Raw genomic sequence first — 26,855 nt, forward strand, 5'->3', positions numbered from 1 at the left:
CGTCTGTGCGTGTCGTCCTCCGGGTGACCGTCAGTCGCCCTTGCGTACCGCCGCTCCGGCCAGGATCCAGCCCTCCACCGCCTCGTAGCGGCGGCGCTGCTCCTCGGCGCCCCGCCGGCCGGAGGCCAGCGTGCCCAGCCAGCCGAAGGCGAAGCCGAGGGGGACGGTGACGATGCCGGTGGTGGTGAAGGGGAACCAGTTGAAGTCGGCCTCGGGGAACGCGGCGGCGGGCGAGCCGGAGACCAGGTTCGTGCCCGGCATGAGGACCAGGACGGCGAGGGTGCCGCCGATGAGGGTGCACAGCAGGCCGGTGCGGGTGTAGCGGCGCCAGAAGAGGCTGTAGACGAGGGCGGGGGCGAGCGCGGAGGCGCCCAGGCAGAAGGAGAGCGTGACCAGGGGTTGCAGGCTGCGGTGCTGCACCTGGGTGGCGAGCAGGATGGTCGGTGCGCCGACGGCCAGCGCGGACAGCCGGGCGATCAGCATCTCGCGCTGTGGCGTCGTGCCTCGCGCGCGTGCCGCGAAGACGTCGTGGGCGAGGGAGTTGGCGCAGGCGAGGATCATGCCGGCGACGGAGGCCAGGACGGTGAGGAAGATCGCCGTGGTGACCGCCGTGAACAGCAGGGTCTCGGCGGTGGACACGTCCGTGCCGAAGGCGGCCCGTGAGCCCAGCAGATAGGCGGTGTTGCCCCGCGGGTCCGCCGCGGCGATCGCCGCACGTCCGACCAGGGCCGTGGCGCCGAACCCGACGACCGTCATCACCAGGACGAACACCGCCACGCCGGACACCGCCCAGGACAGGGAGCGGCGCACCTGGCGGGCGCTGGAGGCGGTGTACATGCGCATGGTGATGTGCGGCAGGCAGGCACCGCCCAGGACCACCGACAGCTGGGCCGTGATCATGTCGACCCGGGGGTACGGACCGTCGGCGAACTCCAGGCCGGAGCGCAGGAAGGCGTCGCCGACCCCGCTGCCCCGCGCGGCCGCGTCGAACAGCGTGCCGGGGTTCCAGTCGAAGCGCGCGAGGACGACCAGGGCGACGGCGACCCCGGAGCCGAGCAGGGTCACGATCTTCAGGATCTGGATGAGCGCGGTGCCCTTCATGCCGCCGATCGCCGCGTAGCTGATCATCAGCGCGCCCATGACGACGACACAGCCGGTCTTCACGGAGTCTCCGGAGAAGCCCAGGATGAACGCGAGGAGCTGTCCGGTGCCGGCGAGCTGCACCAGCATCATCGGCAGCAGCGCGGCGAGGGTGACGGCGCAGGCGGTGATCCGTACGGCGCGCCCGGGCATCCTCCTGGCCAGCGCGTCGCCCATGGTGAACCGGCCGGCGTTGCGCAGGGGTTCGGCCAGCAGGAACATCAGCAGCATCAGCGACAGGGCCGTGCTGAGGGCGAGGACGACACCGTCGTAGCCGCACAGGGCGATGACTCCGCCGGTGCCGAGGACGGTGGCGGCGGAGATGTAGTCGCCGGCGATGGCGAGGCCGTTGCGCAGCGGGGACAGGGAGCGGTAGCCGGTGTAGAACTCGTCCAGGTCGTCGCGGTCGGGGCCGGTCATCACGCACAGCAGCAGGGTGACGGTGGCGACCGCGGTGAAGGCGGCCAGCGACATGGTCTGCGCGTCGCCGCTGAACTCCGTGACGGAGGCCGCGAGGGGGGTGTGTGCCGTGCTCACCGGGTGGCCCCCCGCCGTGCGTCGATCTCGTACTGCTTGCGGATGCGGTCGGCGAGCGGGTCGACCCGGCGCCGGGCGGTGCGCTCGTAGACGCCGATCGCCAGCCAGGTGACGGGGAGCTGGATCAGTCCGAGGAGGAGGCCGGCGGGCAGTCCGGTGGTGACGGTGGCCGTCATCAGGGACGGCGCGAAGCCGGACAGGACGAGGAACACGACGAAGTAGCCGAGCGCGGTGAGCGTGGCCACGCGGCGCTGGCGGCGGTAGGCCCCGCGCAGCGTCCGCAGGTCGCTGTGGTGCCCGAGTGGGGTGGGGTGGTCCGGTCGGTGGCGCGGGGGTGCGGCGGATGGCGGGGGTGGCGGCTGCCAGGGGTATGTCGGGCGGGGGCGGGACGGGTCGTAGGACATCCCGTGCTCCTTGCGCGGCTCGGGTCCGTGGCGGCGGACCGCAGGGAGGTGGGGTGGGGGGTGGCGAGCCACGCACGTTACTCGGGAGTACGTTCCATGCGAAGTCTTTTCACCAAACTGGTCGGTCGGTATGCGCTTACTGTGCGATCCGGCCGCTGACCTGGGGTGTTACCCGCGTTAACCGCGCTGTTCCGCCCGGCCCTCCGGCTGCTCGTCCGCCGTCGGAGGCTCGGCCCGCTCCTGCTCCCCCAGCACCGGGAACCGGCGCGGCGCCACACACAGCAGCACCAGGAAGGCCAGCGCGGCCGCGCACGACGCGCCCAGATACACGGCGTGCACGGCGCTCGCGACAGCGCGCCGGACGGACTCGGGCGCCGTACCGGCGTCGAGCGCGCGGGTGACCGAGTCCAGGTCGCCCGCCCCGCCCAGCCGGGCCGCCAGCACCCCGTTGGCCACCGCGCCGAACACCGAGGCGCCGATCGTCTGCCCGGTCTGCCGGCAGAACAGCACCGACGCGGTCGTCGTCCCGCGCTCCGACCAGCCCACCGTCGACTGCACCCCCACGATCAGCGGCAGCTGGAAGAGGCCGAGCGCCGCCCCGAGCACCAGCATCAGCAGGGCCGGCTGCCAGGCCGCGCCGGGATACGGCAGGAAGGGGAACGCCAGCAGGACCAGCGCGGCGGCGCCGATGCCGAGCAGCGCGGTGTCACGGAAGCCGATCCGCCGGTACAGGTGCTGGCTCAGCGCGGCCGACACCGGCCAGCTGAGCGTCCACACCGAGAGCACGAAGCCGGCCGCCACGGGGCCGAGTCCCAGCACCGACTGCGCGTACGTCGGCAGGAACACCGTGGGCGCCACCATCAGCAGGCCCAGCGCGCCCAGCGCCAGATTGACCGCAGCGATCGTCCGGCGCCTCCACACCCATCCCGGGATGATCGGCTCCGCCGCCCGGCGCTCGACCACCACCACGAGTCCCGCCAGCGCCAGCCCCACCCCGAACAGCCCCAGCGAGGGCACCGACCACCACGGCCAGGCCACCCCGCCCTGCACCAGCGCGGTCAGCAACACCCCGCCACAGGCGAACACGCCCAGCGCCCCGCCCCAGTCCACACGCGCGCGTGGCGACGATTCCCGCACGGGTTTCCGCCCCTCACGCGCGCGTGGCGACGATCCCCGCCCGGGCCCACGGGCCGCCCGCGGCTCCCGCTGCGGCTCGTGCAGGTGACGGGCGATCAGCCACAACGCCACCGCCCCGATGGGCAGGTTGACCAGGAAGATCCAGCGCCAGTCCGCGTACGCCGCGAGCACCCCGCCCAGCCCGGGGCCGGCCACCGCCGACACCGCCCACACCGTGGACAGCTTCGCCTGGATCTTCGGCCGCTCCTCGAGCGGATACAGATCGGCGGCAAGCGTCTGCACCGTGCCCTGGAGCGCGCCGCCCCCCAGACCCTGCACCACGCGGAACGCGATCAGCGCCGCCATGTTCCAGGCGAGCGCGCACAGCAGCGACCCCAGCAGGAACAGCGCGGCGCCCACCACCAGCACCGGCTTGCGGCCGAAGGTGTCGGAGAGCTTGCCGTAGACGGGCAGGGTGACCGTCACCGCGAGCAGATAGCCCGAGAACAGCCAGGAGAACACCGAGAACCCGCCCAGGTCGCCCACGATCTGCGGGACGGCCGTGGAGACCACGGTGGAGTCCAGGGCGGCCAGCGCCATGGAGAGCATCAGCGCGGCCACCACCGCGCCCCGCCGCTCTTGGCCCGTGCGCCGCGCCGCGCCCCCGCGTGTCGCGGGTCTCGTGTCCTCCACCGATGCCCTCCCCCTGCCGCCGTCTCCCGTGCCCCCTGCATCCATCTGCCGGACGACAGCTTCCCACCTGCCCCGCGAGCCCGGACAGCCTTGACCCTCCCGCGACGGAAGGGAGCAGGGTGGCACCGCCGGGACGGACAGGGGCGGGGCGAAGGGTGGAGACGACCCCGAGAACCGCTCCACCCGGTGGTGGAGAGCCCCTAGGGGGACCTCCGTACTACGTCTCGGGGAGGGTTCGTACCGACGGAGGACGAGACCGGCCCGGGTGCCTTCTTAACCTGGCTTTACGCCGTCGGGGGTGGCCAGCCCCAGCGGCAGAGGGTGGGGTTAACCCCCCGGTAAGACGGGTCCCGGCACCAGCGCGCCGGACCCCCTCCCGCCGCCAGACTCTTCGACGTAGCACCTCCCGCACTTCCCGCAAGACGCGCACGTCCCGCAAGACGCGCACGTCCCGCAAGACGCGCACGTCCCGCACTTCGCGCAAGACGCGCACGTCGCGCACTTCTCGCACTCACTTCAGACATAGGAGATCTACCGTGACTTCGGCTGTGACCATCCCCAGGCACGGGGGCACTGGAGGGCGTACGGCCGTCGCCGCGCGGGCGCGGCAGGTCGTCAAGGCGTACGGGTCCGGAGAGACCCGGGTCGTCGCCCTCGACCACGTCGACGTGGACATCGCCCGCGGCCAGTTCACCGCGATCATGGGCCCCTCGGGGTCCGGCAAGTCCACGCTGATGCACTGCCTCGCCGGTCTCGACACCGTGACGGGCGGTCAGATCTACCTGGACGACACGGAGATCACCGGCCTGAAGGACAAGAAGCTCACCCAGCTGCGCCGGGACCGGATCGGCTTCATCTTCCAGGCGTTCAACCTGCTGCCCACGCTGAACGCGATCGAGAACATCACGCTCCCCATGGACATCGCGGGCCGCAAGCCCGACAAGGAGTGGCTCGCGCGCGTGGTCGACACCGTCGGACTCTCCGACCGGCTCAAGCACCGGCCCACCCAGCTCTCCGGCGGCCAGCAGCAGCGTGTCGCCGTGGCGCGCGCCCTGGCGGCCCGCCCCGAGATCATCTTCGGTGACGAGCCCACCGGAAACCTCGACTCGCGCGCCGGCGCCGAGGTCCTGGGCTTCCTGCGCCGCTCCGTCGACGAGCTGGGCCAGACGATCGTGATGGTCACCCACGACCCGGTCGCGGCCTCGTACGCGGACCGCGTGCTGTACCTCGCCGACGGCCGGATCGTCGACGAGATGCTCAAGCCGACCGCGGACGCCGTCCTGGACCGCATGAAGGACTTCGACGCGCGGGGGCGTACGTCATGACCGTGCTGAAGACCTCGATGCGCAACTTCTTCGCGCACAAGGGGCGCATGGCCCTGTCGGCCGTCGCGGTCCTGCTCTCCGTCGCCTTCGTCTGCGGCACCCTGGTGTTCAGCGACACCATGAACACCACCTTCGACAAGCTGTTCGCCGCGACCTCCTCCGACGTCACGGTCAGCGCCAAGGACGCCTCGGACACCGGCCAGACCACCTCCGACAACGGCAAGCCGCCGGTCATGCCGGCCTCCGTGCTCGGCAAGGTGCGCGAGGCCCGGGGCGTGAAGACGGCGGAGGGGACCGTCTTCTCGACCTCGGTGACCGTCGTGGACGCCGACAAGGACAATCTCTCCCCGTCCAGCGGCGCCCCGACCATCGTCGGCAGCTGGAACGGCAACGACGCCCGCACCATGAAGATCACCTCCGGTACGGCGCCGAAGGGCTCCGACCAGGTCATGGTCGACCGGGACACCGCCGACAAGCACCACCTGAAGCTCGGCGACGAGATCGGCGTCATCAGCGCGGTCGGCACGCACACCGCGCGGATCTCCGGCATCGCCGCCTTCCAGGTCACCAACCCCGGCGCCGCGATCTTCTACCTGGACACCAGGACCGCCCAGCAGACGCTGGTCGGCGAGCCGGACGTGTACACCAACGTCAACGTCACCGCCGCGGCCGGCGTCAGCGACGACCAGCTGAAGAAGAACGTCACGGCGGAACTCGGCACGGCCGGCTACAAGGTGCAGACCGCCAAGGAGACGGCCGACGCCAACCGCGCGGACGTCGGCGACTTCCTGAACGTCATGAAGTACGCGATGCTCGGCTTCGCCGGGATCGCCTTCCTCGTCGGCATCTTCCTGATCATCAACACCTTCTCCATGCTGGTCGCCCAGCGCACCCGCGAGATCGGCCTGATGCGGGCCGTCGGCTCCAGCCGCAGGCAGGTCAACCGCTCCGTCCTCGCCGAGGCCCTGCTGCTCGGTGCCGTCGGCTCGGTCCTCGGCGTCGGCGCGGGCATCGGGCTCGCGGTCGGCCTGATGAAGCTCATGGGCATGACGGGCATGAACCTCTCCACCGACGACCTCACGGTGGCCTGGACGACCCCGGTGGTCGGCCTCGCCCTCGGCGTGATCGTCACCGTCCTCGCGGCCTGGCTGCCCGCCCGCCGCGCGGGCAAGGTCTCCCCGATGGCCGCCCTGCGCGACGCGGGCGCCCCCGCCGACGCCAAGGCCGGTGCCGTACGGGCCGTCCTGGGCCTGCTGCTGACCGGCGCCGGCGGCTACGGCCTCTACCTGGCCTCCGCCGCCGACAAGGCCAAGGAGGGCTCCCTCTGGCTCGGCCTGGGCGTGGTGCTGTCCCTGATCGGCTTCGTCGTCATCGGCCCGCTGCTCGCCGGCGCCGTGGTCCGCGTCCTCGGCGCGGTCCTGCTGAGAGCCTTCGGCCCCGTCGGCCGCATGGCCGAACGCAACGCCCTGCGCAACCCGCGCCGCACCGGAGCCACCGGCGCCGCCCTGATGATCGGCCTCGCCCTCGTCGCCTGCCTGTCGGTCGTCGGCTCCTCCATGGTCGCCTCCGCGACCGACCAGCTCGACAAGACCGTCGGCACCGACTTCATCATCCAGAGCGACAACGGGCAGCTCATCACCCCGCAGGCCGTCCGCGCCGTCAAGGACACCCCGGGCCTGGAGAGGGTCACCGAGTACAAGTGGACCAAGGCCGACTTCACCACGCCCGACGGCAGGACGCTCGACGGCACGGCGATCACCGCGGCCGACCCGAGCTACGCCACGGACCTGCGCACCGAGACGGTCGCCGGCCGGCTCGCCGACGCCTACGCGCCGGACTCGATGTCCGTCCACGAGACGTTCGCCAAGGACCACGGCATCCACCTCGGGTCCAAGATCGCGGTGGCGTTCGACAACGGCTCCACGGCCCGCCTCACCGTCCGCGCGATCACCAGCAGTGACGTCGTCATCGACCAGGGCGCGATGTACACCTCCATCGCCACGCTGAAGAAGTACGTCCCGGCCGACAAGCTCCCCCTCGACCAGCTGGTCTTCGCCTCGGCGAAGGACGGACAGCAGGACGCCGCGTACACGTCCCTCAAGTCGGCCCTGCACGGCTACCCGCAGTACAGCGTCCGCGACCAGACCGACTACAAGCAGGCCCTGAAGGACCAGATCGGCCAGCTCCTCAACCTGATCTACGGCCTCCTGGCGCTCGCGATCGTCGTCGCGGTCCTGGGCGTGGTGAACACCCTGGCCCTGTCGGTGGTGGAACGCACCCGCGAGATCGGCCTGATGCGCGCCATCGGCCTCTCCCGCCGCCAGCTGCGCCGCATGATCCGCATGGAATCGGTGGTCATCGCCCTGTTCGGCGCCCTCCTCGGGCTCGGTCTGGGCATGGGCTGGGGCGCCACCGCCCAGCAGCTCCTCGCCCTGGAGGGGCTGACCGTCCTCGAGATCCCGTGGCCGACCATCACCGGTGTCTTCATCGGCTCGGCCTTCGTGGGCCTGTTCGCGGCCCTGATCCCGGCCTTCCGCGCCGGCCGCATGAACGTCCTGAACGCGATCGCCACGGACTGAGGGACTAGAAGCGTCCTGAAGATCTTGAAATCGCGCCCGACTTGCACCGGTTCATAGTGATTGACATTTACTGGCAATCCGGGGCGAGTCAGGCGGCCGGAGCAAGATCTTCATCAGACTCCCAGGAGCACAACCGGGCGGCGACCGGGACCGACCAGGCGGCGCTACGGGGGACACGACCCGGCACCGAGAAGTCACGGGGGGCTTCTCGGCGCCGGGTCGTCCGTCCGCGCACCCCGAGAAACCCGGCACGCGCACCCTGGGCACCCCTGGTTGTCCACAGCCCCCGGCGAACCGCGGCGCCCCGTCGTACCCTGGACACCCCCGGCCCGTGACGCGTGTCGGGTCCTTCGCGTTGCCCACCCGCCGACGCCCGCCCACCGACGAAAGCCGCCCCGAATGAGCCTGCACGGTCTGCTCGACGCCGTCGTCAAGGACACCGCCCTCGCCGAAGCGATCCCCGCGGCCGCAGACGGCAACCGCATGCACATCGACCTCGTCGGCCCCCCGGCGGCCCGCCCCTTCGCCATCGCCGCCCTCGCCCGCGAGACCGGCCGCACGGTCCTCGCCGTCACCGCCACCGGCCGCGAGGCCGAGGACCTGGCCGCCGCCCTGCGCTCCCTGCTCCCGCCCGACACGGTCGTGGAGTACCCCTCCTGGGAGACGCTCCCGCACGAGCGCCTCAGCCCCCGCAGCGACACCGTGGGCCGCCGGCTCGCCGTCCTGCGCCGGCTGTCCCACCCGCGCCCGGACGACCCCGAGACGGGCCCCGTCTCCGTCGTGGTGGCACCGGTCCGCTCGGTGCTCCAGCCGCAGGTCAAGGGCCTCGGCGACCTGGAACCGGTGGCCCTGCGCACCGGCGGGCAGGCCGACCTGAACCAGACCGTCGCCGCCCTCGCAGCGGCGGCGTACGCGCGCGTGGAGCTCGTCGAGAAGCGCGGCGAGTTCGCCGTGCGCGGCGGCATCCTGGACGTGTTCCCGCCCACCGAGGAACACCCCCTGCGCATCGAGTTCTGGGGCGACGACATCGAGGAGATCCGCTACTTCAAGGTCGCCGACCAGCGTTCCCTCGAAGTCGCCGAGCACGGCCTGTGGGCCCCGCCCTGCCGTGAACTCCTGCTGACGGACGACGTCCGTGCACGCGCGCGTGCCCTCGCCGAGCAGCACCCGGAACTCGGCGAACTGCTCCACAAGATCGCCGAGGGGATCGCGGTCGAGGGCATGGAGTCCCTCGCGCCCGTCCTCGTCGACGACATGGAGCTGCTGATCGACGTCCTGCCGAAGGGCGCCATGTCCGTCGTGTGCGACCCGGAGCGGGTCCGCACGCGCGCCGCCGACCTGGTGGCGACCTCGCAGGAGTTCCTCCAGGCGTCCTGGGCGGCCACGGCCGGCGGCGGCGAGGCGCCCATCGACGTCGGCGCGGCCTCCCTGCGGTCGATCGCGGACGTCCGCGAGCACGCGCGCGAGCGGGACATGATGTGGTGGTCGGTGTCGCCGTTCGCCGCCGACCTCGAACGGGAGGCGGACACCCTCCAGCTCGGTATGCACGCCCCCGAGACCTACCGCGGCGACACCGCGAAGGCCCTCGCCGACACCAAGGGCTGGCTCGCCGACGGCTGGCGCGTCGTCTTCGTCACCGAGGGCCAGGGCCCGGCGGCCCGCACGGTGGAGGTGCTGGGCGGCGAGGGCGTCGCCGCCCGCCTCGACACCGACCTCGTTTCGCTGAGCCCCTCCGTCGTCCAGGTGGCGTGCGGTTCCGTCGAGTACGGCTTCGTCGACCCGGCGCTGAAGCTGGTCGTCCTCACCGAGACCGACCTCTCGGGCCAGAAGGCGGCCGGCAAGGACGGCGCGCGCATGCCCGCGCGGCGCCGCAAGACGATCGACCCGCTCACCCTGGAGGCGGGCGACTACATCGTCCACGAGCAGCACGGCGTCGGCCGCTACATCGAGATGGTGCAGCGCACCGTGCAGGGCGCCACGCGCGAGTACCTGGTCGTGGAGTACGCCCCCGCCAAGCGCGGCCAGCCCGGCGACCGCCTCTACATCCCCACCGACCAGCTGGAGCAGATCACCAAGTACGTCGGCGGCGAGGCACCCACCCTGCACCGGCTCGGCGGCGCCGACTGGACGAAGACCAAGGCGCGCGCGAAGAAGGCCGTCAAGGAGATCGCGGCCGACCTGATCAAGCTGTATTCCGCGCGGATGGCCGCCCCCGGGCACGCCTTCGGCACGGACACGCCGTGGCAGCGCGAGCTGGAGGACGCGTTCCCCTACGCGGAGACCCCCGACCAGCTCACCACCATCGCCGAGGTCAAGGAGGACATGGAGAAGACGGTCCCCATGGACCGCCTGATCTGCGGTGACGTCGGCTACGGCAAGACGGAGATCGCGGTCCGCGCCGCCTTCAAGGCCGTCCAGGACGGCAAGCAGGTCGCGGTCCTCGTCCCGACGACCCTGCTCGTCCAGCAGCACTTCGGGACGTTCAGCGAGCGGTACGCGCAGTTCCCGGTCAACGTCAGGGCGCTGTCCCGGTTCCAGACGGACACCGAGGCGAAGGCGGTCCTGGAGGGCCTGCGCGAGGGCGCGGTCGACGTCGTCATCGGCACCCACCGCCTGTTCTCCTCGGAGACGAAGTTCAAGGACCTCGGTCTGGTCATCGTCGACGAGGAGCAGCGCTTCGGCGTCGAGCACAAGGAGCAGCTGAAGAAGCTCCGCGCCAACGTCGACGTGCTGACCATGTCCGCGACCCCGATCCCGCGCACCCTGGAGATGGCGGTCACCGGCATCCGGGAGATGTCGACGATCACCACCCCGCCGGAGGAGCGCCACCCGGTGCTCACGTTCGTCGGCCCGTACGAGGAGAAGCAGATCGGCGCCGCCCTCCGCCGGGAACTGCTGCGCGAGGGCCAGGTCTTCTACATCCACAACCGGGTCGAGTCGATCGACCGCGCGGCGGCCCGGCTGCGGGAGATCGTCCCCGAGGCGCGGATCGCCACCGCCCACGGCCAGATGTCCGAATCGGCCCTCGAACAGGTCGTCGTCGACTTCTGGGAGAAGAAGTTCGACGTGCTCGTCTCGACGACGATCGTCGAGTCCGGCATCGACATCTCCAACGCCAACACCCTGATCGTGGAGCGCGGCGACACCTTCGGGCTCTCCCAGCTGCACCAGTTGCGCGGCCGGGTGGGCCGGGGCCGTGAGCGCGGGTACGCGTACTTCCTGTACCCGCCGGAGAAGCCGCTGACGGAGACCGCGCACGAACGGCTCGCCACGATCGCCCAGCACACCGAGATGGGCGCGGGCATGTACGTGGCGATGAAGGACCTGGAGATCCGGGGAGCCGGAAACCTGCTGGGCGGTGAGCAGTCCGGGCACATCGCGGGCGTCGGTTTCGACCTGTACGTCCGGATGGTCGGTGAGGCAGTCGCGGACTACCGGCGTCAGCTGGAGACCGGTGAGATCGAGGAGGAGCCGCCGCTCGAGGTCAAGATCGAGCTGCCGGTCGACGCGCACGTCCCGCACGACTACGCCCCCGGCGAGCGGCTGCGCCTGCAGGCCTACCGTGCGATCGCCTCCGCCAACTCGGAGGACGACGTCAAGGCCGTACGCGAGGAACTCGTCGACCGCTACGGCAAGCTGCCCGAACCGGTGGAGAACCTGCTCCTCGTGGCGGGACTGCGGATGCTGGCACGCGCGTGCGGCGTCGGTGAGATCGTCCTGCAGGGCGCCAACATCCGCTTCGCGCCGGTGGAGTTGCGCGAGTCGCAGGAACTGCGGCTGAAGCGCCTGTACCCCGGCTCCGTCATCAAGCCGGCCGTCCACCAGATCCTGGTCCCCCGCCCGAAGACGGCGAGGGTCGGCGGCAAGCCGCTGGTCGGCCGGGAACTGCTGGGCTGGGTGGGGGAGTTCCTGGCGTCGGTGCTGGGGTCGTAGGCCGCCTGGGACGTGCGGGAAGCCGCCCGCGGGAGGTGAGGCTGCGCGGACGGCTTCTCGTTTCAGGTGGTGTGCGGGTCCGGCCCGCGGGCCGGACGCTCCTCCGTGGTCGCTTCGGCCGTGGTCGCTGCGGCGATCGCGTCAGGACCACAGGAGGGCCTGGGTCACTGCCCCTCGGGCCGGTCGGGCCGTTCGCGGTCCATGCCGAGCGAGCCCTCGATCCTCTGCTGGGCTTCGTCGACCTGACCCTCGTACTTGTTGCCCGTCCTCTCGTTGACCTTCCGTTCGCCGGCGTCGGACATGTCCTTGGCCTTGTCCTGTGCCGCCCGGCTGTGCCTGAACCTGTCGAGGATGCCCATGCAGAGCTCCTTCCGGAGGTGACTCACCCTCGACGATATGCCCGGGATGTGAGGTGTGCCCACTTGGAGTCGCGGTGGTCTGGACCTCCCGGATGCCGCGGAGTACCCGATCGGTACGGTGTGCACCGACGTCCGCCGGGGAAACCGCCCTGTGCGGGGTGGCAGCGGGCAGGCAAGGGGAGGGGCGCGCGGGATGCGTCTGAGGGGTGGGGCGGCGACCGCCGCCATGCTGATGAGCGCGGTGGCCGTCGTTGCGGTGGCCGGCTGTGACGGCCAGGGCGTCGGAGGTGGCCTCGGACCGGGGTCGGCTTCCGGTTCGGGACCGAAGGCGGGCGGAGGGGCGGCCCTCACGGCCGCCGGGTCGCTCACCGTGAAGGGGCGCGCGCCCAAGACCGGCTACGAGCGGGACCGGTTCGGCGCCGCCTGGGCCGACACCGACTCCAACGGCTGTGACACGCGCGACGACATACTCAAGCGGGACCTGAAGGAGGTGCGGTTCACCGGCGGGGACTGCAAGGTGTCGTACGGCGTGCTGGAGTCGGACCCCTACTCCGGCAAGGACGTGACCTACCGGCGCGGTGCGAGCAAGGTCGACATCGACCACATCGTCGCCCTGTCCGACGCCTGGCAGACGGGCGCGAAGTACTGGGACGCCGGCAAGCGGATAGCGCTCGCGAACGACCCGCTCAACCTCCTGGCCGTCGACGCGAGCACCAACCGTTCCAAGGGGGACGGGGACACCGCGACCTGGCTGCCGCCCAACAAGGCCTATCGGTGCACGTACGTCGCGGCGCAGGTGGCCGTGAAGAAGAAGTACGGGCTGTGGGTCACGGCGGCGGAGAAGTCCGCGATGCAGAAGGTCCTCACCTCCTGCCCCGGCCAGAAGCTCCCCACGGGCGGCAACCCCACGAAGGCGCCGGAGCGCTTCCACGCGGGCTGACGTCGAGCCGGGCGATCGGGGATGCGGGGTGAGCCCGACGGGGAGCCCGGTGGCGCACCCGGGAACTGGGCCACCACCTCGACGCATACCTGGCCTGGGCCATTTCGCCACCGGGAACCTGGAGGTCGAGGGCCGGTGCCACGAGGCGATCCTGGCCGCCGCCGGCTCCGACCCCGTACGCCTAGCGCCCGTACGGGTAGCCCTGCTGGTACGGCGGCTGCCCGTACACCGGCACGGGCGGCGCCGTGGGGGTCTTCTTGTCGAACAGCCAGAACACCAGCAGCGCGGTCGCCACCAGCAGGGTCACGAACCAGGCGACGCCGAGGAACGCGTCACCGTCGTCGTTGTTGGAGGTCGCCGCCCATGGCAGTGTCACGCACTCGTACAGCACGAACGAGGCGCAGGCGCCCCAGTCGGAGGGGCGGCCGCGGCGCAGTGCCACATAGAGGAAGGGCACCCACACCAGGAAGCCCAGCGAGAACCACCCCAGCGCGGCCCAGGCCAGCCGCTGGAACCAGCCGGCCTCGAGCCGCTTGTGCGCACCCGTCGTTGTCGTCGCCATACTCATCCCGCCCCCAGGTCATCAGGGGGCAAGGGTAGGTCATCGCGGCTGGTTCCGGCCCTCCGCTCCCTTTACTGTGACATGAGCGAATCTTGTGGCCATGGGGAACGGGTGTTTCCCGATCACAGGGGCGGCGCGGGTTACCGTGCGATCCGTTTCGTACGCACACACAGACGCATCGACGATCGATCTCAGGAAAACGGGTGGGGTGGGGATGGCCGAGCACCGGCAGTCCAAGAAGCGCAGGTACATCACGTGGGGCGTGGCCGCGGCGGCCGTCGTCGCCGGTGCCGGGATCGCCGCCCAGCAGTCGATGGCGGCGACCACCTGGCCCGCGCAGAAGACGTACACGGGCCGTGCCTTCGACACGTGCACCGCGCCCTCCCTGTCCGCGATGAAGGCCTGGAAGACCGACGGCTTCTACGGCGCCGCAGCCGTCTACGTCGGCGGCAAGAACCGCGGCTGCAACCAGCCCAACCTCACCGCCTCCTGGGTCAAGTCGGTCAACTCCGTCGGCTGGAAGCTCATCCCGCTCTACGTCGGGGCACAGCCGCCGTGCCAGACCGGCTCGAGCCCCGAGAAGATCACCGCCGCCACGGCCACCTCGCTGGGTGCCACGGACGCCGCCGACGCCGTCGCCAAGGCCTCCGCGCTCGGCATGAAGACCGGCAGCCCGATCTACCTCGACATGGAGGCGTACGACGTCACGAACACGGCGTGCAACAACGCCGTGCTCGCGTACGTCCGCTCCTTCACCAAGACCCTGAGGGCCAAGACCTACCGCGCCGGCTACTACGGCTTCAGCAGCTCCAGCGCCAAGGCGATCGCCACCGCGACGGACAAGACGGACCTGCCGGGCAACCTGTGGTACGCGCTGTGGGACAAGAAGAACACCACGACCACCGACTGGCCGTGGGGTGCCACGCAGTACACCGACCACAGCCGTGGCCACCAGTACCTGGTCAACAGCAAGGAGACCCACGGCGGCTACACCCTCACCGTGGACCGCGACGCGTGGGACGCCCCGGTCGCCCTCGTGGGCTGACCAGGGGGCGGCGCGTCCCCGACGACGCACGCGCGCGTGGGCCACGCCCCGGTGGCGAGCACCGGCGACGGCCTGCGCGCGGGAGTCGCCCACGCGATCGTGGACGCCGTGGCCGCGGCACGGGGCTGATCCCTCGCACCGACGAGCGGGCCGGTCCGAGCGCGGCGGTGCCCGAAGTCCTGGTGAATCGTTGGTCGAATGGGTTGGCCCCAGGCGCCCCACTGCCTACCATCGATCACCGCAAGACTTTGTGCACCGTCGCACAATCTCCGACCGGGAGGTTCCCTTGCACCGCCGTCGCCGTCGCACCGCGTTCCTGCTGTCCGCCGCGATCATGGCGGCCCCCCTCCTCACCGCCTGCGGCAACGACGCGCATCCCGGCGCCGCGGCCGTCGTCGGCGGTCAGCGGATCACCGTCGCCCAGCTCGAGAACCGGGTGAACGAGGTGCGCGAGGCCCAGCGGGCGGCCGTCCCCGACGAGGCGCAGTACGCCCAGGTCCTCGCCCAGACCAGCACCCTCACCCGGGACACCCTGCACGGCATGGTCCTGGACGAGGTGCTGGACCGGGCTGCCGAGGACGCGGGCATCACCGTCACCCGCCGCGAGGTCCAGCAGGTGCGGGCCGGTCTGGAGGAGCAGGCGGGCGGCGCCCGGGGCCTGGAGACCTCCTGGCTCCAGCAGTACGGCGTCGCGCCCGAGCGCCTCGACGACAACCTCCGCCTCCAGGTGGAGGCCCAGAAGCTCGCCACCCGGCTCGGCACCACCACCGGTGACCCCGCGTTCTGGAGCGCGCTGTCGGTGACGTCGAAGAAGCTCGGCGTCGACGTCAACCCGCGCTACGGGACCTGGGACGTGCGCAAGGTCAGCCGCGTGGACGCGAAGACGCCCTGGGTCCGCGAGGTCACGACGGCGGGCACACAGCCGACCTGACCGCAGGCTGTACGGCAGGCTCTACAGCAGGACGCACGGCAGGGGCGTTCAGCAGGACATATGAAGGTGTGACCGTACGACGGTATGACCGGCCGCCCTGCCTGTGGACAACCGGGCGGAGCGGCCGGCGGCCGTGGGTTACGTTCGGTGTGTGAACGATGTGACCGCACCCACCGGCTCCGCGACGGGCCGAGTCGTCCTGCTGACCACCAGCCACCGGGTCGCCCCCGGCCTGCTGTCCTGGCCCGCCTGGCAGGCCCTGCGTGAGGCCGACCGGGTGCTGTGCGCCGACGGCGCCCACCCCCAGCTGCCGTATCTGCGCGAGGCGGGGATACGGGTGGAGGAGACCTCCCCGACCGCCGAGGACCTGCTCACCGCCTGCGCGGGCGGACGCACGGTGGTGGTCGTCGCGACCGGCGAGGGCGAACCGGCCCTGACGGACGGACTGGCCCGGCTGGCCGGCTCCGGCCGGGTGGCGATGCCCGAGCTGGAACTGCTCCCCGCCTCCTACGACCTCCCCGGCGCCCGCCTCCTCGACCTGATCCAGGTCATGGACCGGATCCGCCGCGAGTGCCCCTGGTCCTCCCGGCAGACCCACCAGGGCCTCGCCAAGTACGGCATCGAGGAGGCGTACGAGCTCGTCGAGGCCATCGAGGACGGCGACCGCGACGAGCTGCGCGAGGAACTGGGCGACGTCCTCCTCCAGGTCGTCTTCCACGCCCGGATCGCCGAGGAGGACGAGGACGCCCCCTTCTCCATCGACGACGTGGCCGCCACCATCGTCACCAAGCTCATCCACCGCCATCCGCACGTCTTCGGCGACGCCACGGCCACCACCCCGGAGGAGGTCAAGGCGCACTGGCTGCGCACGAAGGCGGTCGAGAAGCAGCGGGAGTCCGTCACCGACGGCATCCCCCTCCACCAGCCCGGCCTCGCCCTGGCCGCGAAGCTGTCGTCGAGGGTCCGCTCGGCCGGTCTCGACGTCCCCCTCCCCGCCGCCGAGGGCATCGGCTACCGGCTGCTCGCCCTCGCCGCGGGGGCGGAGGCGGAGGGCGTCGACCCGGAGGAGGCCCTGCGCGCGGCGGCCCGCGTCTACCGCGACGCGATCCGCGAGCGGGAGAAGCAGAAGGAGCGGTGAAGCAGAAGGAGAAGAAGAAGGAGAACGAGAAGGCGCAGCGCGAGCACGCGAGGAACAGGAAGCAGTGACCAGCCGGCCCCACCCCCCGAACGCCGTCCCGCCCGCCCCCGAGCTCTTCACCTGGGAGTTCGCCACCGACCCCTACCCGGCCTACGCCTGGCTGCGCGAGCACGCCCCCGTGCACCGGACCCGGCTGCCCAGCGGAGTGGAGGCCTGGCTGGTCACCCGGTACGCCGACGCGAAACAGGCCCTCGCCGACCAGCGGCTCTCCAAGAACCCCGCGCACCACGACGAGCCCGAGCACGCCAGGGGCCGGACCGGCATCCCGGGCGAGCGCAAGGCCGAGCTGATGACGCATCTGCTGAACATCGACCCGCCGGACCACACCCGGCTGCGACGGCTGGTCAGCAAGGCGTTCACCCCGCGCCGGGTCGCCGAGTTCGCGCCCCGGGTGCAGGAGCTGACCGACGACCTCATCGACCGGTTCGCCGGTGAGGGCGAGGCCGATCTGATGCACGACTTCGCCTTCCCGCTCCCCATCTACGCGATCTGCGACCTCCTCGGCGTGCCCCGCGAGGACCAGGACGACTTCCGGGACTGGGCGGGCATGATGATCCGTCACGGCGGCGGACCCCGGGGCGGTGTCGCACGGTCGGTGAAGAAGATGCGCGGCTATCTCCTGGAACTCATCCACCGCAAGCGCGCGGAGCTCCCCGAGCGGCCGGACCCCGGCGAGGACCTCCTCTCCGGACTGATCCGCGCCTCCGACCACGGCGAGCACCTCACCGAGAACGAGGCCGCCGCGATGGCCTTCATCCTGCTGTTCGCCGGCTTCGAGACGACGGTCAACCTCATCGGCAACGGCACCTACGCCCTCCTCACCCACCCCGGCCAGCGGGAGCGGCTCCAGCGGTCCCTGGCGCAGGGGGAGCGCGCCCTCCTGGAGACCGGCGTCGAGGAACTCCTGCGCTACGACGGCCCGGTCGAACTGGCCACCTGGCGCTTCGCCACCGAACCCCTCACCCTCGGCGGGCAAAACATCGCCCCCGGCGACCCGGTCCTCGTCGTCCTCGCCGCCGCCGACCGCGACCCCGCCCGCTTCACCGACCCCGACACCCTCGACCTGTCCCGCCGCGACAACCAGCACCTCGGGTACGGCCACGGCATCCACTACTGCCTGGGCGCCCCCCTCGCCCGGCTGGAGGGCCAGAGCGCCCTCGGCACCCTCCTCACCCGGCTGCCCGACCTGCGACTCGCGGCGGACCCGGCCGACTTGAGGTGGCGCGGCGGGCTCATCATGCGCGGACTGCGCACCCTGCCCGTGGAGTTCACCGCGGTGCGTGGCCGGCCGGTGGCCCACAGCGAGCTGACCCGAGGTCAGCCGTAGTGTGACCGTCCGATGGAGCAAAGGTGACCGACCCTCAAGTCTGTGATCTTCACGTGATCTGCGCGGCATTAACTTGTGACTACTGATCGTCTGCCGATACGTTCGGTCGTCAGCGCGGCGAACCTCTGTGCGCTCACGTCGTCCGTCGCGCCGGTCACTGCTGTCCAGAGAAAGGCCCTCGCATGCTCTCCGGGAACGGTCGGCACCGTCGCCCCCGTCAGGCTCCGGCCCTCCTCGTCGCGGCCGGAGTGACCGGCTCCGCCATCGCCCTCCCGCTCCTCGCCGCCAGTGGCGCGAGCGCGGCCGACGGCACGGTGTGGGACAAGGTGGCGCAGTGCGAGACCGGCGGGTCCTGGAGCGCCGACAAGGGTGGCGGCGAGTACGGCGGCCTGAGCCTCTCCCAGGAGGACTGGGAGACGTACGGCGGCCTCGACTACGCCACCCGCCCCGATCTGGCCAGCCGCAACCAGCAGATAGCCGTGGCCCAGCAGATCCTCGCCAAGGAGGGCGTCGGCGCCTGGGACACCTGCGGGCTGACGTCCGGGCTCACGCAGGTGAACGGCGCGGCGGACGGCGTGGACACCGGAGTGGCGGGTGACGAGTCCGACTCGCCCGTGTCATCCGGATTGTCCGACCTGTCCAAGGGGGCGTCCGGTTCCACCGACTCCGACGGTTCCGCCGACTCCGGTGCCGACACCTCCACCCCGTCGGCCGATCCGTCCGCTTCGGCCTCGGAATCCCCTTCGTCCGCCTCCTCCTCGGGGGCGAACGACTCGGGCAAGTCCGACACTTCGGGTAAGTCCAAAGAGGGCGCACAGGAATCCGAGGGCCCGTCCACGATCGCACCGGAAGTGGACAACTCGGACAATGCGGTCCAGGATGCCGGTACTTGGAGCCTGGTCGACACCAGCTCCCTCGGCTCCGGCCGGCATCGCGGTGCCACCGCCGACGAGGCCGCCGCGGACGGCACCTCGACCGCCAGTGCCGGCCGGCATGCCGCCTCCACCTACACGGTCCGCGAGGGCGACACCCTCGCCTCCATCGCCGACTCCCTTGGGATCGACGGCGGATGGCGCGCCCTTTACGCCGAGAACAAGGACCGCATCGGCGCCGACCCCAGCGCCATCATGCCCGGTCAGACCCTCGACACAGTGGTGCAATAGGGGCGGAACGCCCTTAAAAGCACCGGGAGTTCACGTCCCGCTTCGCGGCGATTGTCCGGTTTGGTGAAAGTGTGGGATGAGTCTCAGAAGTCGTGATCGTCTTTGAAATTCCCGGGATGGGGTGTCTACGGTCAGGACCGCTCGGCAATCCGGGCCCCGGCCGCCGCAACGCCGAATCCTGCCAGTGGCAGCCCGGGAACAGTCGTCGCGTCAAGCGCCGTAGGCAGGAGCGGGGGACCCAAGGTAAGTGCCGGGCCCGGCGGTTGACCGCCGGAACCGGCTCGGGGTGAAGCCGCGCACCACGAGGTGCGCGGCCGGGCAACTCAACCGGCCCGAACCCGACAGCTCACCTCGCAGGCGTCGGTGAGGGGATGAACCATGCTGTTTTCCGGCAAGGGCAAGCACCGTCGTCCGTCCAAGGCCACCCGGGTCGCCGCTCTCGCGGGCGTCACCGGTGTCGCCATCGCCGCCCCGCTGATGGCGGCCGGCAACGCCTCCGCCGCCACCGCCTCCGAGTGGGACGCGGTCGCCCAGTGCGAGTCGGGCGGCAACTGGTCCATCAACACCGGCAACGGGTACTACGGCGGCCTGCAGTTCTCGGCCTCCACCTGGGCCGCGTACGGCGGCACCGCCTACGCCGCGCGCGCCGACCTGGCCAGCAAGGAGCAGCAGATCACCATCGCCGAGAAGGTCCTCGCGGGCCAGGGCAAGGGTGCCTGGCCGGTCTGCGGCACCGGTCTGTCCAGCACGCCGTACGGCGGCGGTGCCGGCTCCACCGGCTCCGGCAGCACCGGCTCCTCGTCGAGCTCCAGCGGCTCCAGCGGCTCCAGCAGCTCCGCCACCCGCTCCACCGAGCAGCAGACCGCCTCCCGCTCCTCCGAGCGCCCGGCCGCCTCCAGGACGGTCACCACCCCGACCGGCAAGAAGGTCAAGAAGGGTGACGGCGAGTACAAGGTCGTCAAGGGCGACTCCCTCAGCTCGATCGCCGAGAAGCACAAGGTCAAGGGCGGCTGGCAGAAGCTGTTCCAGCTCAACAAGGACATCGTCGAGGACGCGGACCTCATCTACCCGGGCCAGCAGCTGCACCTGAAGTGACACAGCCGCTCCCGTGCGGGGCCACGGGCCGCTCACATGAAGGCCCCGCACTCTGAGGACTCGTGAGGGTCACCCCCCGTCCCCACGGGCTCCCCGCTCCGGTGCGCATTCCCCCGACGCACCGGAGCGGGGTTTTCTTTGCCCAGGTGTTCGCCTCTGCGCCACCCGCTCTTTGTTCCGATGGGGAACAATGTGTACGGTCAGTTTGTCCACGGGGCGGTCGGTCGGCTGCCGCAGGCCCCGGGGCGGTTAGGCTCTAGGCGCAAGGCCCACCACAGGCCGCAAGGCCCCTGTGCCCCGCACAACCAGCGTCACATCCCAAGAAGGAGATGCTCGTGCCGTCCATCGACGTCGTCGTAGCCCGGGAAATCCTGGACTCCCGAGGCAACCCCACGGTCGAGGTCGAGGTCGGCCTCGACGACGGCAGCACGGGTCGTGCCGCCGTCCCGTCCGGCGCCTCCACCGGTGCCTTCGAGGCCATCGAGCTCCGTGACGGCGACCCCAACCGCTACCACGGCAAGGGTGTCGAGAAGGCCGTCCTCGCCGTCATCGAGCAGATCGGCCCGGAGCTCGTCGGCTACGACGCCACCGAGCAGCGCCTGATCGACCAGGCCATGTTCGACCTGGACGCCACCGACAACAAGGGCTCCCTCGGCGCCAACGCCATCCTCGGCGTCTCCCTCGCCGTCGCCCACGCCGCCTCCGAGGCCAGCGACCTCCCGCTCTTCCGCTACCTGGGCGGCCCCAACGCGCACCTGCTGCCGGTGCCGATGATGAACATCCTGAACGGCGGCTCGCACGCCGACTCCAACGTGGACATCCAGGAGTTCATGATCGCCCCGATCGGCGCGGAGTCCTTCTCCGAGGCCCTGCGCTGGGGCACCGAGGTCTACCACACCCTCAAGAAGGTCCTGAAGTCGAAGGGGCTGTCCACCGGCCTCGGCGACGAGGGCGGCTTCGCCCCGAACCTCGGCTCCAACCGTGAGGCCCTCGACCTCATCCTCGAGGCCATCAAGGAAGCCGGTTACCTCCCGGGCGAGCAGATCGCCCTCGCCCTCGACGTCGCCGCCTCCGAGTTCTACAAGGACGGCAAGTACCTCTTCGAGGGCAAGGACCGCTCCGCCGCCGAGATGACGGAGTACTACGAGGAGCTCGTCGCGGCCTACCCGCTCGTCTCCATCGAGGACCCGCTGTTCGAGGACGACTGGGCCGGCTGGAAGGTCATCACCGACCGCATCGGCGACAAGGTGCAGCTGGTCGGCGACGACCTGTTCGTCACCAACCCCGAGCGCCTCGCCCGCGGCATCGAGGAGGGCACCGCCAACGCCCTGCTCGTCAAGGTGAACCAGATCGGCTCGCTCACCGAGACCCTGGACGCCGTCGAGCTGGCCCAGCGCAACGGCTTCAAGTGCATGATGTCCCACCGCTCCGGCGAGACCGAGGACGTCACCATCGCCGACCTGGCCGTCGCCACCAACTGCGGCCAGATCAAGACCGGCGCCCCGGCCCGCTCCGAGCGCGTCGCCAAGTACAACCAGCTGCTGCGCATCGAGGAGATCCTCGACGACGCCGCGGTGTACGCCGGCCGCTCGGCCTTCCCGCGGTTCCGCTCCGCGAACCAGTAGCAGAGCCAGTAGGCAGAGCCGGCAGGCAGAGCCGGCGACAGCCAGTCGTACGTACGTCCCCGTACTCGGTCCCGTACCGTGTGCGGGGACGTACGCGCGTGTGAAAGGGGAGGCGCGAAGCCGATGGCCGCGAAGGACCGGGACCGTTTCTCCACCGCGACGAGACTGCGGGTGCTCGGCGAGCAGACCGCGGCCCGCGTCTACCGCTCCCAGACCAAGCGCCAGGCCCGCCGCTCCCGTCTGACCGGCCGCGCCGCGCTGCTCGCGCTGGTCCTGTGCACCCTGATCGTCGCTCTCGCCTACCCGATGCGGCAGTACGTCTCGCAGCGCGCGGACATCGCCGACCTGGAGCGGGAGAAGGCCGAGGCCACCCGGCGGGTGGAACAACTGCGCGACCTCAAGGCACGCTGGCAGGACGACGCGTACGCCGAGCAGCAGATCCGGGAGCGCCTGCACTATGTGATGCCGGGGGAGACCGGCTTCATCGTGATCGACCCCGACGCGGTCAAGAAGGCCCGCGCCGACCTCGGGGCGGCCGACCGCCCCTGGTACTCCAACGTCTGGGACGGGGTCGACAAGTCCGACGCCTCCGACCAGTGAACCGACAGAGAGACAGTCCTCCAAGCATGGAAACGCCCCCGCCGACCACCCCGCGCACCGAGCCCACCGACGCCGACGTCGAGGCCTTCAAGCAGCAGCTCGGCCGCCCGCCGCGCGGACTGCGCGCGATCGCGCACCGCTGCCCGTGCGGTCAGCCGGACGTCGTCGAGACGGCGCCCCGGCTGCCCGACGGCACCCCCTTCCCGACGCTGTACTACCTGACGTGCCCCAAGGCGAACTCCGCGATCGGCACGCTCGAGGCCAACGGCGTGATGAAGGAGATGACGGAGCGGCTGCAGAGCGACCCGGAGCTCGCGGCCGCCTACCGCGCCGCCCACGAGGACTACGTCCGGCGCCGGGACGAGATCGAGGAGCTGACGGGCTTTCCGAGCGCGGGCGGCATGCCGGACCGGGTGAAGTGCCTGCACGTGCTCGTGGCGCACTCCCTGGCGGCGGGCCCGGGGGTGAACCCGCTCGGCGACGAGGCGCTCGCGATGCTGCCGCAGTGGTGGGCCAAGGGGACGTGCGTGACGCGGGCCGCCGCCGAGGAGTGACCGCCTCCTCGGCCCCGTCTCCGGGGGCCGCCGCCCCCGGGCCCCCGCTTCGGACCTGAACCGGCCTCGTCCCCGAGCGCCGGACGGGCTGATCTCTGCTTGCGTACGTCTGGAAAGGCCACCCCATGACCCGTGTCGCCGCCATCGACTGCGGTACGAACTCCATCCGCCTCCTCGTCGCCGACGCCGACCCGGAGACGGGCGAACTGGTCGACCTCGACCGCCGTATGACGATCGTCCGCCTCGGCCAGGGCGTCGACCGCACCGGCCGGCTGGCGCCCGAGGCGCTGGAGCGGACCTTCGCCGCGTGCCGGGAGTACGCGGCGGTGATCAAGGAGCTGGGCGCGCAGCGGCTGCGGTTCGTCGCCACCTCCGCCTCACGGGACGCCGAGAACCGCGACGAGTTCGTCCGGGGCGTGCTGGACATCCTGGGCGTCGAGCCCGAGGTCATCACGGGCGAGCAGGAGGCCGAGTTCTCCTTCACGGGCGCCACGAAGGAGCTCAAGGGCCGTACGGACCTCACCCGCCCCTATCTGGTGGTGGACATCGGCGGCGGCTCCACGGAGTTCGTGGTCGGCGAGGAGCACGTACGGGCGGCCCGCTCGGTGGACGTCGGCTGTGTGCGGATGACCGAGCGGCACCTGGTGGTGGACGGCGAGGTCACCGACCCGCCGAGCGCGGAGCAGATCGCCGCGATGCGCGCCGACATCGAGGCGGCCCTGGACCTCGCCGAGGAGACGGTCCCGCTGCGCGAGGCGCACACGCTGGTGGGCCTCGCGGGCTCCGTGACGACCGTCTCGGCGATCGCGCAGGAGCTGCCCGCCTACGACTCGGTGGCCATCCACCACTCGCGGGTCTCCCACGCCGGGGTCCGGGAGATCACCGAGTGGCTGCTGCGCTCCACCCACGCCGAGCGCGCGGCGATCGGCGCGATGCACCCGGGCCGGGTGGACGTGATCGCGGCGGGTGCCCTCGTGCTGCTGTCGATCATGGAAAGGATCGGCGCGCGGGAGGTCGTGGTGAGCGAGCACGACATCCTCGACGGGATTGCTTGGAGTTGCGCCTCCGAGGCGCGTTAAGGAGCGATCCTCGACGGGATCGCCTATTACGCGGCCGAGACGCCGTCGTAGGCCACCCCGACGGGATCGCCCGGTCGTCGGCCCGACCGCCTACAGGTTGCGGTAGACGTCCCGCCGGTCGCCCATCTTGACGACGAGGATGACGAGTTCACCATCGTTGATCTGGTAGGCGACCCGGTAGCTTCCGACCCGGAGCCGGTAGAGCCCCGACGGGCCGGTGAGCTTCTTGACGTCAGCGTCCTCGCGGTACGGGTCGTCGCCGAGCGCGGTCAGTGCGGTCAGGATGCGCATGGCGTCGGGCCGGCTGATGGCCCGAAGCTGCCGCTGCGCTGCCGTGGTGAACCGGAAGGCGTACTTCACGCCGCTTCGCCGTCGTGCTCGGTGAACAGATCCGCCAGCAGTTTCGCCATCGTCACGGTGGGACCGCCCTCGGCCAGGACCGCTTCGGCTTCGCGCGCCAGCATCACGTCGGCCGCTTCCTCCAGCGCCTCGAAGTCCGCGATCGGAACCACGGCCGCCACTGGAGCGCCGTTGCGCGTGATCACGGTCGGAACGCCTTCCTCGGCCCGGTTGATGTGGTCGGCGAGGTGCGCGCGGGCTTCCCGTACGGTCACGGTGTTCTCAGTCATGAGATCAGTGTACGCGTTCGCGTGTACACGTGGTCGGGTCGGGGGGTCGCGTTCGTGAGCGATCCTCGACGGCATCGCGTGGTCGGTGGCGGGAGCCCCGGGGGCCCCGTAGAGCGCACTCCGCTGAGCAGCCGCAATGGCGAATGAGCTCCCCGGTGGGGTGCTCGTGGTGGCCCGAAACGGTTCTCCACGACACCCCTCCGGGAAAGTTCGTGAAGTTCTTCACAAGGAATTGGGCCCTGGTGAGGGACCAATGAGGGCCGGTTGACCCTTCCGGGGGGCCAACACCCGTGTGAACGTGTTCAAAAGAGGCGCGCACGGACGTTTTGAGGAGGTCCGCCCAAGGGGTGTTTCCGACCCCTCACCCCACCCCCGGACGCCCGGAGAGGCAGCTCACGCGGCATTGACAACGCCTCGCCCTACCCGCTGGTTCCCCCTCCGCGCCATGATGTGGATCACGCGGGTCGCGGAGGATAGCACACACCCTCCACAAGCTTGTGAAGGGGCGCACGAGCGGCCCCCCTGGGGCGGGTGGATACTCGATGCCATGAGCACCACGGAGCGTCCCAGGATCCTCGTAGTAGGCGGTGGGTACGTAGGCCTGTACGCAGCTCGGCGCATCCTCAAGAAGATGCGCTACGGCGAGGCGACCGTCACGGTCGTCGACCCCCGGTCGTACATGACCTACCAGCCCTTCCTCCCCGAAACCGCCGCCGGCAACATCTCCCCGCGCCATGTCGTCGTCCCGCTGCGACGCGTGCTGCCCAAGGCGGAGGTCCTCACCGGCCGGGTCACCACCATCGACCAGGACCGCAAGGTGGCCACGATCTCGCCGCTGGTCGGCGAGGCGTACGAGCTGCCCTTCGACTACCTGGTGATCGCGCTCGGCGCGGTCTCCCGCACCTTCCCGATCCCCGGCCTCGCCGAGCAGGGCATCGGTATGAAGGGCGTCGAGGAGGCCATCGGCCTGCGCAACCACGTCCTCGAACAGCTCGACAAGGCCGACTCCACCACCGACGAGGAGATCCGCCGCAAGGCGCTCACCTTCGTCTTCATCGGCGGCGGCTTCGCCGGCGCGGAGACCATCGGTGAGGTCGAGGACATGGCCCGCGACGCGGCCAAGTACTACAAGACGGTGTCCCGCGAGGACATGCGGTTCATCCTCGTCGACGCCGCCGACAAGATCCTGCCCGAGGTCGGCCCCAAGCTCGGCCAGTACGGCAAGGAGCACCTCGAGGCCCGCGGCGTGGAGATCTACCTCTCCACCTCCATGGACTCCTGCGTCGACGGCCACGTCGTGCTGAAGAACGGCCTCGAGGTCGACTCCAACACCATCGTGTGGACCGCCGGCGTCAAGCCGAACCCGGTCCTGGCCCGCTACGGCCTCCCGCTCGGCCCCCGCGGTCACGTCGACACCGCCCCGACCCTCCAGGTCCAGGGCACCGACTACATCTGGGCCGCCGGCGACAACGCCCAGGTCCCCGACGTCGCCGCCCGCAAGGCCGGCGTCGAGAACGCCTGGTGCCCGCCGAACGCCCAGCACGCGCTGCGCCAGGCCAGGGTCCTCGGCGACAACGTGGTCTCCGGCATGCGGGGCTTCCCGCAGAAGGACTACGAGCACTCCAACAAGGGTGCGGTGGCGGGTCTCGGCCTCCACAAGGGCGTCGCGATGATCGTCATGGGCAAGATGAAGATCAAGCTCAAGGGCCGTCTCGCCTGGTACATGCACCGTGGCTACCACGGTCTGGCGATGCCGACCTGGAACCGCAAGATCCGCGTCTTCGCCGACTGGACCCTCGGCATGTTCCTCAAGCGCGAGGTCGTCTCCCTCGGCGCGATGGAGAACCCCCGCGAGGAGTTCTACGAGGCCGCCAAGCCCGCCCCGGCCCCGGCCGCCGCCAAGCCGGAGAACGAGAAGGCCAAGGCCTCCTGATCTCCACCCCCTGAACGACCCGAAGGGGCCGCCCGCCATCCGTGGTGCGGGCGGCCCCTTCGGCCGTCCTGCCGTACCGGCGGCGTCT

The 26,855-nt window shown here is 71.0% G+C and carries 22 protein-coding genes and 1 riboswitch; of the genes, 15 read left to right on the forward strand and 7 right to left on the reverse strand.

Annotated elements, in window-relative coordinates; translation table 11 throughout:
• Window positions 1-30: 30 nt before the first annotated feature.
• The 3 genes from U5640_RS27055 to U5640_RS27065 all read right to left on the reverse strand — a co-directional run bounded on the left by U5640_RS27055 (window position 31) and on the right by U5640_RS27065 (window position 3,890).
• Entirely contained in the window at window positions 31-1,614 is a 1,584-nt protein-coding gene (locus U5640_RS27055) for a cation acetate symporter (RefSeq protein ID WP_340385365.1), read from the reverse strand.
• Window positions 1,615-1,673: 59 nt separating this feature from the next.
• Entirely contained in the window at window positions 1,674-2,081 is a 408-nt protein-coding gene (locus U5640_RS27060) for a DUF485 domain-containing protein (RefSeq protein ID WP_340378329.1), read from the reverse strand.
• A gap of 177 nt (window positions 2,082-2,258) precedes the next feature.
• Window positions 2,259-3,890, reverse strand: a complete 1,632-nt coding sequence (locus U5640_RS27065) for an MFS transporter (protein WP_340378330.1) — start codon at window positions 3,888-3,890, stop codon at window positions 2,259-2,261.
• Between the two features lie 536 nt (window positions 3,891-4,426).
• Here U5640_RS27065 and U5640_RS27070 point away from each other — a divergent pair.
• The 3 genes from U5640_RS27070 to mfd all read left to right on the forward strand — a co-directional run bounded on the left by U5640_RS27070 (window position 4,427) and on the right by mfd (window position 11,727).
• A complete protein-coding gene (locus U5640_RS27070) occupies window positions 4,427-5,215 on the forward strand; it encodes an ABC transporter ATP-binding protein (RefSeq protein WP_340378331.1) in 789 nt (262 codons plus the stop codon).
• On the forward strand, window positions 5,212-7,794 hold the full coding sequence (locus tag U5640_RS27075; protein WP_340378332.1) for an FtsX-like permease family protein: 2,583 nt from the start codon (window positions 5,212-5,214) through the stop codon (window positions 7,792-7,794). Before U5640_RS27070 ends, U5640_RS27075 begins: the two co-directional genes overlap by 4 nt.
• A gap of 399 nt (window positions 7,795-8,193) precedes the next feature.
• Window positions 8,194-11,727, forward strand: coding sequence for a transcription-repair coupling factor (mfd, locus tag U5640_RS27080; protein WP_340378333.1), 3,534 nt, complete (start codon window positions 8,194-8,196; stop codon window positions 11,725-11,727).
• A 164-nt stretch (window positions 11,728-11,891) separates the two neighbouring features.
• Here mfd and U5640_RS27085 read toward each other — a convergent pair whose 3' ends face one another.
• Window positions 11,892-12,086, reverse strand: coding sequence for an antitoxin (locus U5640_RS27085; RefSeq protein ID WP_340378334.1), 195 nt, complete (start codon window positions 12,084-12,086; stop codon window positions 11,892-11,894).
• Window positions 12,087-12,279: 193 nt separating this feature from the next.
• Here U5640_RS27085 and U5640_RS27090 point away from each other — a divergent pair, with 193 nt between their 5' ends.
• A complete protein-coding gene (locus U5640_RS27090) occupies window positions 12,280-13,026 on the forward strand; it encodes an HNH endonuclease family protein (RefSeq protein ID WP_340378335.1) in 747 nt (248 codons plus the stop codon).
• A gap of 181 nt (window positions 13,027-13,207) precedes the next feature.
• Here U5640_RS27090 and U5640_RS27095 read toward each other — a convergent pair whose 3' ends face one another.
• On the reverse strand, window positions 13,208-13,588 hold the full coding sequence (locus tag U5640_RS27095) for a hypothetical protein (protein WP_340378336.1): 381 nt from the start codon (window positions 13,586-13,588) through the stop codon (window positions 13,208-13,210).
• Between the two features lie 214 nt (window positions 13,589-13,802).
• Here U5640_RS27095 and U5640_RS27100 point away from each other — a divergent pair, with 214 nt between their 5' ends.
• From U5640_RS27100 to U5640_RS27145, 10 genes are all read left to right on the forward strand, one after another.
• Window positions 13,803-14,633, forward strand: a complete 831-nt coding sequence (locus tag U5640_RS27100; protein ID WP_340378337.1) for a glycoside hydrolase domain-containing protein — start codon at window positions 13,803-13,805, stop codon at window positions 14,631-14,633.
• Window positions 14,634-14,919: 286 nt separating this feature from the next.
• Window positions 14,920-15,564 (forward strand): SurA N-terminal domain-containing protein, encoded by a 645-nt coding sequence (locus U5640_RS27105; RefSeq protein ID WP_340378338.1) that lies wholly within the window; start codon window positions 14,920-14,922, stop codon window positions 15,562-15,564.
• 151 nt (window positions 15,565-15,715) lie between these two features.
• Window positions 15,716-16,702 carry a nucleoside triphosphate pyrophosphohydrolase gene (locus tag U5640_RS27110; protein ID WP_340378339.1) on the forward strand — a complete coding sequence of 329 codons (987 nt, stop codon included), beginning with the start codon at window positions 15,716-15,718 and terminating at the stop codon, window positions 16,700-16,702.
• A 64-nt stretch (window positions 16,703-16,766) separates the two neighbouring features.
• A complete protein-coding gene (locus U5640_RS27115; protein ID WP_340378340.1) occupies window positions 16,767-18,089 on the forward strand; it encodes a cytochrome P450 in 1,323 nt (440 codons plus the stop codon).
• Between the two features lie 182 nt (window positions 18,090-18,271).
• Entirely contained in the window at window positions 18,272-19,252 is a 981-nt protein-coding gene (locus U5640_RS27120) for a transglycosylase family protein (RefSeq protein ID WP_340378341.1), read from the forward strand.
• Between the two features lie 205 nt (window positions 19,253-19,457).
• Window positions 19,458-19,627: riboswitch (cyclic di-AMP (ydaO/yuaA leader) on the forward strand.
• 3 nt (window positions 19,628-19,630) lie between these two features.
• Complete coding sequence (locus tag U5640_RS27125; protein WP_340378342.1) at window positions 19,631-20,347, forward strand: transglycosylase family protein; 717 nt, start codon at window positions 19,631-19,633, stop codon at window positions 20,345-20,347.
• A gap of 335 nt (window positions 20,348-20,682) precedes the next feature.
• Complete coding sequence (gene eno / locus U5640_RS27130; protein WP_067251076.1) at window positions 20,683-21,972, forward strand: phosphopyruvate hydratase; 1,290 nt, start codon at window positions 20,683-20,685, stop codon at window positions 21,970-21,972.
• 123 nt (window positions 21,973-22,095) lie between these two features.
• Window positions 22,096-22,572: a septum formation initiator family protein gene (locus U5640_RS27135; protein ID WP_340378343.1), complete on the forward strand. Its 477-nt coding sequence runs from the start codon at window positions 22,096-22,098 to the stop codon at window positions 22,570-22,572.
• A gap of 26 nt (window positions 22,573-22,598) precedes the next feature.
• Window positions 22,599-23,126: a DUF501 domain-containing protein gene (locus U5640_RS27140; protein WP_340378344.1), complete on the forward strand. Its 528-nt coding sequence runs from the start codon at window positions 22,599-22,601 to the stop codon at window positions 23,124-23,126.
• A 125-nt stretch (window positions 23,127-23,251) separates the two neighbouring features.
• The gene (locus U5640_RS27145; RefSeq protein ID WP_340378345.1) at window positions 23,252-24,205 is read left to right on the forward strand and encodes a Ppx/GppA phosphatase family protein; all 954 of its coding nucleotides are present in this window, start codon (window positions 23,252-23,254) and stop codon (window positions 24,203-24,205) included.
• Window positions 24,206-24,295: 90 nt separating this feature from the next.
• On the opposite strand, the gene U5640_RS27150 is transcribed toward U5640_RS27145, so the two are convergent.
• Entirely contained in the window at window positions 24,296-24,565 is a 270-nt protein-coding gene (locus tag U5640_RS27150) for a type II toxin-antitoxin system RelE/ParE family toxin (protein ID WP_340378346.1), read from the reverse strand.
• Window positions 24,562-24,834, reverse strand: coding sequence for a type II toxin-antitoxin system Phd/YefM family antitoxin (locus tag U5640_RS27155; RefSeq protein ID WP_340378347.1), 273 nt, complete (start codon window positions 24,832-24,834; stop codon window positions 24,562-24,564). Before U5640_RS27155 ends, U5640_RS27150 begins: the two co-directional genes overlap by 4 nt.
• A 547-nt stretch (window positions 24,835-25,381) precedes the next feature.
• On the opposite strand from U5640_RS27155, the gene U5640_RS27160 reads away from it, so the two are divergent.
• Entirely contained in the window at window positions 25,382-26,767 is a 1,386-nt protein-coding gene (locus U5640_RS27160; protein WP_340378348.1) for an NAD(P)/FAD-dependent oxidoreductase, read from the forward strand.
• Window positions 26,768-26,855 lie beyond the last annotated feature (88 nt).

Source organism: Streptomyces sp. SS7 (genome assembly GCF_037993025.1).
Lineage (GTDB): Bacteria > Actinomycetota > Actinomycetes > Streptomycetales > Streptomycetaceae > Streptomyces.

Bases quoted from the DNA above. Each gene is read 5' to 3' on its own strand.
- U5640_RS27055 (WP_340385365.1), bottom strand. From the start codon at position 1,614: ATGTCGCTGGCCGCCTTCACCGCGGTCGCCACCGTCACCCTGCTGCTG.
- U5640_RS27060 (WP_340378329.1), bottom strand. From the start codon at position 2,081: ATGTCCTACGACCCGTCCCGCCCCCGCCCGACATACCCCTGGCAGCCG.
- U5640_RS27075 (WP_340378332.1), top strand. From the start codon at position 5,212: ATGACCGTGCTGAAGACCTCGATGCGCAACTTCTTCGCGCACAAGGGG.
- mfd (WP_340378333.1), top strand. From the start codon at position 8,194: ATGAGCCTGCACGGTCTGCTCGACGCCGTCGTCAAGGACACCGCCCTC.
- U5640_RS27085 (WP_340378334.1), bottom strand. From the start codon at position 12,086: ATGGGCATCCTCGACAGGTTCAGGCACAGCCGGGCGGCACAGGACAAG.
- U5640_RS27090 (WP_340378335.1), top strand. From the start codon at position 12,280: ATGCGTCTGAGGGGTGGGGCGGCGACCGCCGCCATGCTGATGAGCGCG.
- U5640_RS27095 (WP_340378336.1), bottom strand. From the start codon at position 13,588: ATGGCGACGACAACGACGGGTGCGCACAAGCGGCTCGAGGCCGGCTGG.
- U5640_RS27100 (WP_340378337.1), top strand. From the start codon at position 13,803: ATGGCCGAGCACCGGCAGTCCAAGAAGCGCAGGTACATCACGTGGGGC.
- U5640_RS27120 (WP_340378341.1), top strand. From the start codon at position 18,272: ATGCTCTCCGGGAACGGTCGGCACCGTCGCCCCCGTCAGGCTCCGGCC.
- U5640_RS27125 (WP_340378342.1), top strand. From the start codon at position 19,631: ATGCTGTTTTCCGGCAAGGGCAAGCACCGTCGTCCGTCCAAGGCCACC.
- U5640_RS27135 (WP_340378343.1), top strand. From the start codon at position 22,096: ATGGCCGCGAAGGACCGGGACCGTTTCTCCACCGCGACGAGACTGCGG.
- U5640_RS27140 (WP_340378344.1), top strand. From the start codon at position 22,599: ATGGAAACGCCCCCGCCGACCACCCCGCGCACCGAGCCCACCGACGCC.
- U5640_RS27145 (WP_340378345.1), top strand. From the start codon at position 23,252: ATGACCCGTGTCGCCGCCATCGACTGCGGTACGAACTCCATCCGCCTC.
- U5640_RS27155 (WP_340378347.1), bottom strand. From the start codon at position 24,834: ATGACTGAGAACACCGTGACCGTACGGGAAGCCCGCGCGCACCTCGCC.
- U5640_RS27160 (WP_340378348.1), top strand. From the start codon at position 25,382: ATGAGCACCACGGAGCGTCCCAGGATCCTCGTAGTAGGCGGTGGGTAC.